Origin of the sequence: Acidibrevibacterium sp. (genome assembly GCF_049965395.1) — a bacterium.
GTDB lineage: Bacteria > Pseudomonadota > Alphaproteobacteria > Acetobacterales > Acetobacteraceae > Acidibrevibacterium > Acidibrevibacterium fodinaquatile.
Genome location: NZ_JBMFWJ010000011.1, coordinates 64,539 through 71,763, shown reverse-complemented (window position 1 = coordinate 71,763; position 7,225 = coordinate 64,539). Strand labels below are relative to the sequence as shown.

The 7,225-nt window shown below is 68.2% G+C and carries 8 protein-coding genes; 4 read left to right on the top strand and 4 right to left on the bottom strand.

Going from position 1 to position 7,225, the window contains the following annotated elements; all coding sequences use genetic code 11:
- Positions 1 to 165: 165 nt before the first annotated feature.
- Together ACP5M5_RS05630 and ACP5M5_RS05625 are read left to right on the top strand one after the other, a co-directional pair.
- Positions 166 to 813 (top strand): BrnT family toxin, encoded by a 648-nt coding sequence (locus ACP5M5_RS05630; protein WP_427936085.1) that lies wholly within the window; start codon positions 166 to 168, stop codon positions 811 to 813.
- Between the two features lie 46 nt (positions 814 to 859).
- Complete coding sequence (locus tag ACP5M5_RS05625; RefSeq protein ID WP_427936083.1) at positions 860 to 1,228, top strand: helix-turn-helix domain-containing protein; 369 nt, start codon at positions 860 to 862, stop codon at positions 1,226 to 1,228.
- A 186-nt stretch (positions 1,229 to 1,414) separates the two neighbouring features.
- On the opposite strand, the gene ACP5M5_RS05620 is transcribed toward ACP5M5_RS05625, so the two are convergent.
- From ACP5M5_RS05620 to hisG, 4 genes are all read right to left on the bottom strand, one after another.
- The gene (locus ACP5M5_RS05620; protein WP_427936082.1) at positions 1,415 to 1,834 is read right to left on the bottom strand and encodes a (2Fe-2S)-binding protein; all 420 of its coding nucleotides are present in this window, start codon (positions 1,832 to 1,834) and stop codon (positions 1,415 to 1,417) included.
- On the bottom strand, positions 1,831 to 2,700 hold the full coding sequence (locus ACP5M5_RS05615) for an FAD binding domain-containing protein (protein ID WP_427936081.1): 870 nt from the start codon (positions 2,698 to 2,700) through the stop codon (positions 1,831 to 1,833). Before ACP5M5_RS05615 ends, ACP5M5_RS05620 begins: the two co-directional genes overlap by 4 nt.
- Positions 2,701 to 2,842: 142 nt before the next feature.
- Complete coding sequence (gene hisD / locus ACP5M5_RS05610) at positions 2,843 to 4,153, bottom strand: histidinol dehydrogenase (RefSeq protein ID WP_427936080.1); 1,311 nt, start codon at positions 4,151 to 4,153, stop codon at positions 2,843 to 2,845.
- Positions 4,153 to 4,848, bottom strand: coding sequence for an ATP phosphoribosyltransferase (gene hisG, locus ACP5M5_RS05605; protein ID WP_114913317.1), 696 nt, complete (start codon positions 4,846 to 4,848; stop codon positions 4,153 to 4,155). Before hisG ends, hisD begins: the two co-directional genes overlap by 1 nt.
- Positions 4,849 to 5,041: 193 nt before the next feature.
- On the opposite strand from hisG, the gene ACP5M5_RS05600 reads away from it, so the two are divergent.
- A complete protein-coding gene (locus ACP5M5_RS05600) occupies positions 5,042 to 5,281 on the top strand; it encodes an acyl carrier protein (protein ID WP_427936079.1) in 240 nt (79 codons plus the stop codon).
- A 30-nt stretch (positions 5,282 to 5,311) separates the two neighbouring features.
- The gene (locus ACP5M5_RS05595; protein WP_427936077.1) at positions 5,312 to 7,132 is read left to right on the top strand and encodes an HAD-IIIC family phosphatase; all 1,821 of its coding nucleotides are present in this window, start codon (positions 5,312 to 5,314) and stop codon (positions 7,130 to 7,132) included.
- Positions 7,133 to 7,225 lie beyond the last annotated feature (93 nt).

Below are 7,225 nucleotides of genomic sequence, written 5' to 3'. Positions count from 1 at the left end.
CAGCCTGGTAGCGCATCAGTCTGGGGGACTGGGGGTCGTGGGTTCAAATCCCGCCTGCCCGACCAATACTTTCAATGGGTTAGATCTCGATCGGCCGCCGGAAAAACGCCTTCGTGGACCAACGGCGGACCAACGCAAAGGGGCGCCGCGCGCTTTCCCGCGCTAATGCGCGCGCGCGGCACGCCCCGGGAAGCACGCGAGGCGCTCGAGGCTCCCCGCGTGAGGTCGTCGGTGCCCGGCGCGAAGCCCGCGCGGCGTGTAACGCGATGGCTGCGCCCTGCGAGCCAAAGGGCGCCCTGTCGCGCACCTGGGCCGCCCTATCTCACTGTAATTCCATGTTTATCGCATAAAGCGCTTTGCGCCACGAACTTTGCGAAAAAAACCGCATTACACGCGTTACAACGTTACAACATTGATAATGAATGGTTTTTAGAATTCGATCACGTTACACTATCGGCCGATCACGTTACACTATCGAACGTCATCGGGGCGCCGCAGCGCGTCCGCAACCCGTCGCCTGGACCCTTTGCGGTCACCGGATACACCGGCCGCGGCCGCGCGCCTGACGCTCGCAATCCCTGCGCCAATGGCCTATATAAGCCGACGGAGTTCGAATGGAACGCTGCCAAGAGCGAGAAATGCCGGCGTGAGCGCGGATTTCCCTTCGCGGACGTGCTGCCCGCTTTCGCCGATCCCGGGCGACGGGTCGAACCGGACCACCGCTTTGACTACGGGGAGCCCCGCTTTCAGCTCTTTGGCCACGTGGCGGGGCGCCTCTTTGTCGCCGTCTACACCCCACGCACCGGGCGCTGACGCATCATCTCGGCCCGCAAGGCAAGCGAGAAGGAAAGGAAGCGCCATGACGAGGGTTAAGGCACGCCTGCGGGAAGATGGCCATGTGGCGCACTTGCTCGCCGACGGCAGCGAGGCGGCGATGCCGCCGCAAGCGGATTGGCCGCGCATCGACGCCACCAGCGAGACCAATATCGGCCGCCATCAAGCCGAGGAAGACGCGGAGGCGCGCGAGGATGCCGCCGCCTGGGCGCGCCACGTCCGGCACAAAGTAGGGTTGTCGCAAGAGGCCTTCGCGGCGCGCCTGGGCTTGCCGGCGGCGACCGTGCGGAACTGGGAGCAAGGCAAACGCCTTCCACGCGGCCCGGCGCGCGCCCTGCTGCGGATCATCGCCAAGGCGCCGGACACCGCCCTCGCGGCCCTCACCCAGGATTGACGCGACGCCGAGCTGCCACGGTTTGGGGACACGGGGATGCCGTCCCGCGCGCCGCGTCGCCATCACGCGAGCGCGAATTTTCCCTCGCGGACGTATTACCCGCTTTCGCCGATCCTGCGCGACGGCCGCGGTGTTGATGCCGCGCCGCCGTTCGGCGGCAAGCGCGATCGCCTCGACGATCTGGCCTTAGCCGGTGCAGCGGCGGAGATTGCCCGAGATCGCCGCGATGATCTCGGCCCGGCTCGGCGCCGGGTTGGCGGCGAGCAGGGCTTCCGCGGTCAGCACCATCCCCGGCGTGCAATAGCCACATTGCATCGCATGGGTCTCGCAAAACGCGTCCTGAACGACCGACAGCTCGCCGGGGCGCGGCGCTATCCCCTCGATCGTGGTGATCCTGTGCCCCTCGGCTTGCGCCGCGAGTATTAGGCAGGCACGCACCGGTGCGCCATCGAGCAGAATGGTGCAGGTGCCGCAGACCCCGTGCTCGCAACCGGCATGGGTGCCGCAAAGCTTGAGCGCGTCGCGCAGACAATCGAGCAGTGAGGTGCGATCCTCGACTTCGACACACCAGGCACGGCCATTGGCCTCAAGGCGGAGCGCGGTCATCGCGCCGCCGCTTCCGCCGCCGCCATCGCGATCACCGTCCCCGCCAGGCGTTCGGCGGCGCGCCGGCGATAGGAGGCGGATGCGTGCAGGTCGGTCATCATGTCGAGCGGCGCCAGCGCTTGCGCGATCGCCGCCGCAACCCGCTGATCCTCGGGCCGGAGCCCGATCAGCCGATCGAGCGCGAGTTTCGTCGGCACCGGGGTCGCGCCACCGATCGCGACCGCAATCCCGGCGATGGCGCCGGCAGAATCGAGGCTGAGCATGGCCGCCGCCGCCGCGAGCGCAAAATCGCCGTGGCGGCGGGCGATTTCGGCGAAACCGCTGCCGGTGCACGGCCGCGGCATGCGGGGGAGCCTGAGGCCGGTGACCATCGCACCCTCGGGAAGGGCGGTCACCATCGGGGCGAGGAAAAATTCCGCCGCCGGGAGCGAGGCACGCCCATCCGCGGCGCCGGCGATCATGATCTCGGCGCCGAGCGTCACCGCGATCAACGCGATTTCTGCCGCCGGATCGGCATTGGCGATCGAGCCGCCGATGGTGCCGCGCCTGCGCGTAGGCGGATGGCCGATCCAGGGCAAGGCACGCGCCAGCAGCGGCACTTCCTCGGCGATGATCGAGCTCTGCTCGGCGGTTTCTTGGCGGGTGGTCGCGCCGATGAACACATGGTCGTTTTCGACGCGAATGGCATCGAGTTCCGGGATGCGGCCGATATCGATGACCTGGCTCGGCCGCACCAGGCGCATCGCCAGCATCGGCATCAGCGACTGCCCGCCGGCGATCAGCACCGCGTCTGGATCCTCGGCGCGCCAGGCACAGGCCTCGGCGACCGAGACGGCCCGGCGATACGTGAAAGGCACCGGCTTCATCGCGCGAAATCACCCTGGCCAGGCATTGCCCTGACATTTCCCCCATTGTTGCTGACCGAGCGTGCAGCGTGTGGTGAAAACGCTAGGGCGACGCCGTCTTGCGGTCAATTCGCGCCGGCAGAGGCCATGGTGGCTATGAGCCTCATCGCCCCGCCAGCGAGCGGCGCGGCAGGCGCAGCGCGAGGCTTCTCGCATGGGCGTCAAGCCCCTCGGCCTCGGCAAGCGCGATCGCCGCCGGCGCCAGGGCCGCAAGCGGCGCCGCGTCATCGGCGGCAATCCAGGTCGTGCGCTTGAGAAAATCATAGACCGAGAGGCCGGAGGCGAAGCGCGCGCTGCGCGAGGTCGGCAGCACGTGATTGGGCCCGGCGATGTAGTCGCCCAGCGCCTCGGGACAGAACCGGCCGAGAAACGCCGCCCCGGCATGGCGGATGCGGGCGAACACGGCTTCGGGCTCGGCGAGCATTAGTTCGAGATGTTCGGGCGCCAGGCGATCGACCAATGCCGCCGCCTCGACCCAATCGGCGACCACGATCACCGCGCCATGATCGCGCCAGCTTGCCGCAGCGATCGCGGCGCGCGGCAGATGCGGCAAGGCTTCGGCAACGGCGGCGATGACGTGCTCGGCGAACCCGGCGTCATCGGTGATCAGGATCGCCTGCGCCGCCTCGTCATGCTCGGCTTGCGCCAGGAGATCGATCGCGACATGGCGCGGGTCATTGGCGGCGTCGGCCAGCACCACCACCTCGGAGGGACCGGCGATGGCATCGATCCCGACATCGCCATGCACTTGCCGCTTGGCTTCGGCGACATAGGCGTTGCCCGGCCCGACGATGCGATCAACCGGGGCGATGCTCGCGGTGCCGTAAGCCAGCGCAGCGATCGCCTGCGCACCGCCGATCCGCCAGATTTCGCTGACGCCAGCGCGCGCGGCGGCGGCAAGCACCAGCGGGTTGAGGGCGCCGCCCGGCGCCGGGACGCACATCGCGATGCGCGCGACACCGGCGATCCGCGCCGGGATCGCGTTCATCAGCACCGAGGAGGGATAAGAGGCTTTCCCGCCCGGCACATAGAGCCCGACCGCATCGAGCGCCGTCCAGCGCAGACCAAGGCGGAGCCCGGTCGCATCGGTTTGCGCGAAATCGGCGGGTCTTTGCCGCTCATGGAACGCGGCGATACGGGAGGCGGCGAGATCGAGGGCCTCGGCGAGCGCCGGGCTCAGGCTGGCCCGCGCTGCCGCGATCTCGTCCTCACTGACGCGAAGCGGCGGCGCGCCGGGGGTGAAGCCATCGAAGCGGGTGGTGAACTCGGCGAGCGCCTCATCACCGCGCGCGCGCACCGCGTGAATGATCTCGGCGACCGGCGCGCGCAAATTCTCGGCCTGCGCCCGCGTCTCAGCAAGCAGCGCCGCGAACGCGGCCGCAAACCCCGGATCGCGGGTGGCCAGGCGCCGCATCAGGCCGCTGCGACCGAGGTTGCGAGGGCGGCGCGAAAGCGTGCGATCCAAGCCCCGATCACGTCCGGCCGCGTCTTGAGCGCCGTGCGGTTGACGATGAGGCGGCTGGTGACGTCGGCGATCACTTCGATTTCGGCAAGACCATTGGCCTTCAGCGTCGAGCCGGTCTGCACCAGATCGACGATCAGCGGCGCGAGCCCGAGCCCGGGCGCCAGTTCCATGGCGCCGTTGAGATGGACGATCTCGGCCTGGATGCCGCGCGCCGCGAAATGGCGGGCGGTGACGTTCGGGTATTTGGTCGCGACCCGCACCCGCGACAGCCGGGCCGGTGTCTCGAACCCTGCGCCGCCCGCGGGCGCGGCGACGGCGATGCGGCAGCGGCCGATGGCGAGATCGAGCGGCGCATAAATGTCCGGATAATCGAATTCCATCAGCACGTCGGCGCCGCAAATGCCGAGGGCGGCGGCGCCGAAGGCAACGAAGGTCGCGACATCGAAGGGGCGCACGCGCACCACGTCAAGCCCGGGATCATCGGTCGGAAAACGCAGCCGGCGGCTATCCTCATCGGTGTAATCTGCGGCCGGGTGGACCCCGGCGCGGGCGAGAAACCCGCCGCATTCGGCAAGGATCCGCCCCTTGGGCAGCGCCAAGACGAGCGGGCCGGCGGCAAGGTCGGCGGCGGCGGGCGCGATCATCGGGGGGAAGCCGGGCGATGGATCATGATCGCGCCGGGCTCTAGCACCGAAGCGGCAAGGGTGGAAGGGGCGAAAAACCGGCGTCCGGGCCCGGACGGCGCCGGCGGCGTCAACACCAGCGTCAATGAGATTGCGGCGCAGCGCGGTTGCGGGTAGTTTCCTTCGTTATAAAATCCTTCGAAGGAACGGGTTCATGAGTGAAGATTTGCTTGGCCTGATCGCTGAGACCCTCAGTCTCGACCGCGCCAGCCTGAATGCCGAGTCCAGCGCTGAAAACACCAAGAATTGGGACAGTCTGCGCCAAGTGGTGCTGATGGGTGAGATCGAGAGCGGTTTCGGCGTCGAATTCAGCGCCCAGGAAATCAGCGAGGCCAATAGCGTCGCCAAGATCGCGGCCGCGCTGGCCCGGCACGGGGTCGACGTGACGCTCTGACCGTCCCCCTCCCTCCCACGGAGCTCCGCCATGCGTGATGAGACCGCGACGGCTGTCGATTTTCCCGCGCTCCGCGCCCGGCTCGGCGCCAAGGCGCTCACCTTGCCGGTGATTTTCGCGGCCGGCGGCGAGATTTTGGCAGCGGCTGAGCCGCCGCCCGGGGTCGCGGTCCAGCGTATCGCCATCCTCGGCAGCCTGACCACCGATTTCATCACCCGTGCGGTTGCCTGCGCTCTCGTTCTCGAAGGGGTGTGGCCGGTAATCTATCAGGCCCCGTTTGGCTCGCTGATCCAGGAAGCGCTCGATCCCGGCTCGCCGCTCCACCGCTTCGCCGCCGATGGCGTTCTGGTCGCAACCGATTGGCGCGACGGCGTCGATCCCTTGCCGATCGGCGCCAGCGCCGAGACGGTTGCCTCGGCGCGGGCTGACAAAGTCGCCTTGTTCGAAAATCTGTGGACGGCGCTGGCGCGCGGCGGGCATTGCCGCCTTCTCCAGCACCTGATGGCGCCGCCGCCGATGCGCTTTTGCGGCCCTGCCGAGCGCTTCGCCGACGCTGCGCCGGAGCGACAGGTCGCTGCCCTCAACGCGGCGCTGCTGGCCGCCGGGCGCGGGCGCGTCTCCTGGATCGAGACCGACCGCCTGGCGGCGGAAGCGGGGTTCACGCGCTTTGCGAGCCCGGCCAATTACTATGCCGCCCGCATCGGCTTCGATCAGCGCTTTTTGCCCGATTACGTCGGCTATTTCCGTGCCGCCTGGCGCGCCGCGTTCGGCCGGGCCAAGAAGGCGCTGGTGCTCGATCTCGACAACACGCTTTGGGGCGGCGTCATCGGTGATGACGGGGTCGGCGGCATCACGCTTGGGCCAGGCTCACCCGCCGGCGAAGCCTTCGCCGACTGGCAGAGCTATCTTCGCGACCTCCGCGCCCGCGGCATCGTGCTCGCGGTGTGCAGCAAGAACGACCCGGAGATCGCCGCGACCGGCTTCACCCATTCTGCGAGCATGCTCCGGCGCGAGAATTTCGCGGCTTTCGAGTGTTCCTGGGAAAACAAGGCGGACGGGATCAAGCGGGTCGCGCAAGCGCTCAATCTCGGCCTCGATTCGCTGGTTTTTCTCGACGACAACCCCGCCGAATGTGACCTCGTCGCCGGCGCGCTGCCCGAGGTCGCGGTGGTGCCGCTCGGCGACGATCCCGGCAAATTCATCGAGCGTCTGGATGCCACGCGCTGGCTCTATCTCGAGAGCTACACCGCCGAAGATCTCGCCCGCGCCGAGGCTTATGCGGCGCGCGAGGCGGCGGCGGCGGAAGCGCGCGGGGCGACCGATCTCGGGAGCTATCTCGATGGGCTTGCCATGCGCGGGCGGATCTGGCGGCCGGAGGAGGGCGATATCGCCCGCGTCGCGCAGCTCGAACAGAAAACCAACCAATTCAACGTCACCACGCGGCGGTTTTCGGAAGCGGAAATCCGCGCTTTCCTCGCCGATGACAATGCCATCGTGCTCGCCTTTCATCTGCGCGACAAATTCGGCGATCATGGCCTGGTCTCGACCCTGATCGCGCAGCCGGCGGAGGAGGGGAAGACGCTCCATATCGTGAGCTGGTTGATGAGCTGCCGGGTTTTTTCGCGCACCGCCGAGGGGTTTATCCTCCGCCATCTGCTCGCGCTCGCCAGCGCGCGCGGGTTTGCCCGTCTGCGCGGCGAATATCGCCCGACGGCGAAAAACGGCGTCGTCGCCGATCTCTATCCGCGTCTCGGCTTTGCGGAAGATGGCGCGGGCGAAGGCGGCGCGCAATTCTGGGTGCGGCCGGTCGATGCCGGCGACGATGTCAGCACGGCGATCGCGCTGGCGTAATCCCGGCGTGCGTCGCTATCAGATCAGGGGCTTTGCCCCTGACTCCACCAAAGGCAATGCCTTTGGAAACCGTCCTGAAATGCGGGTTCATGT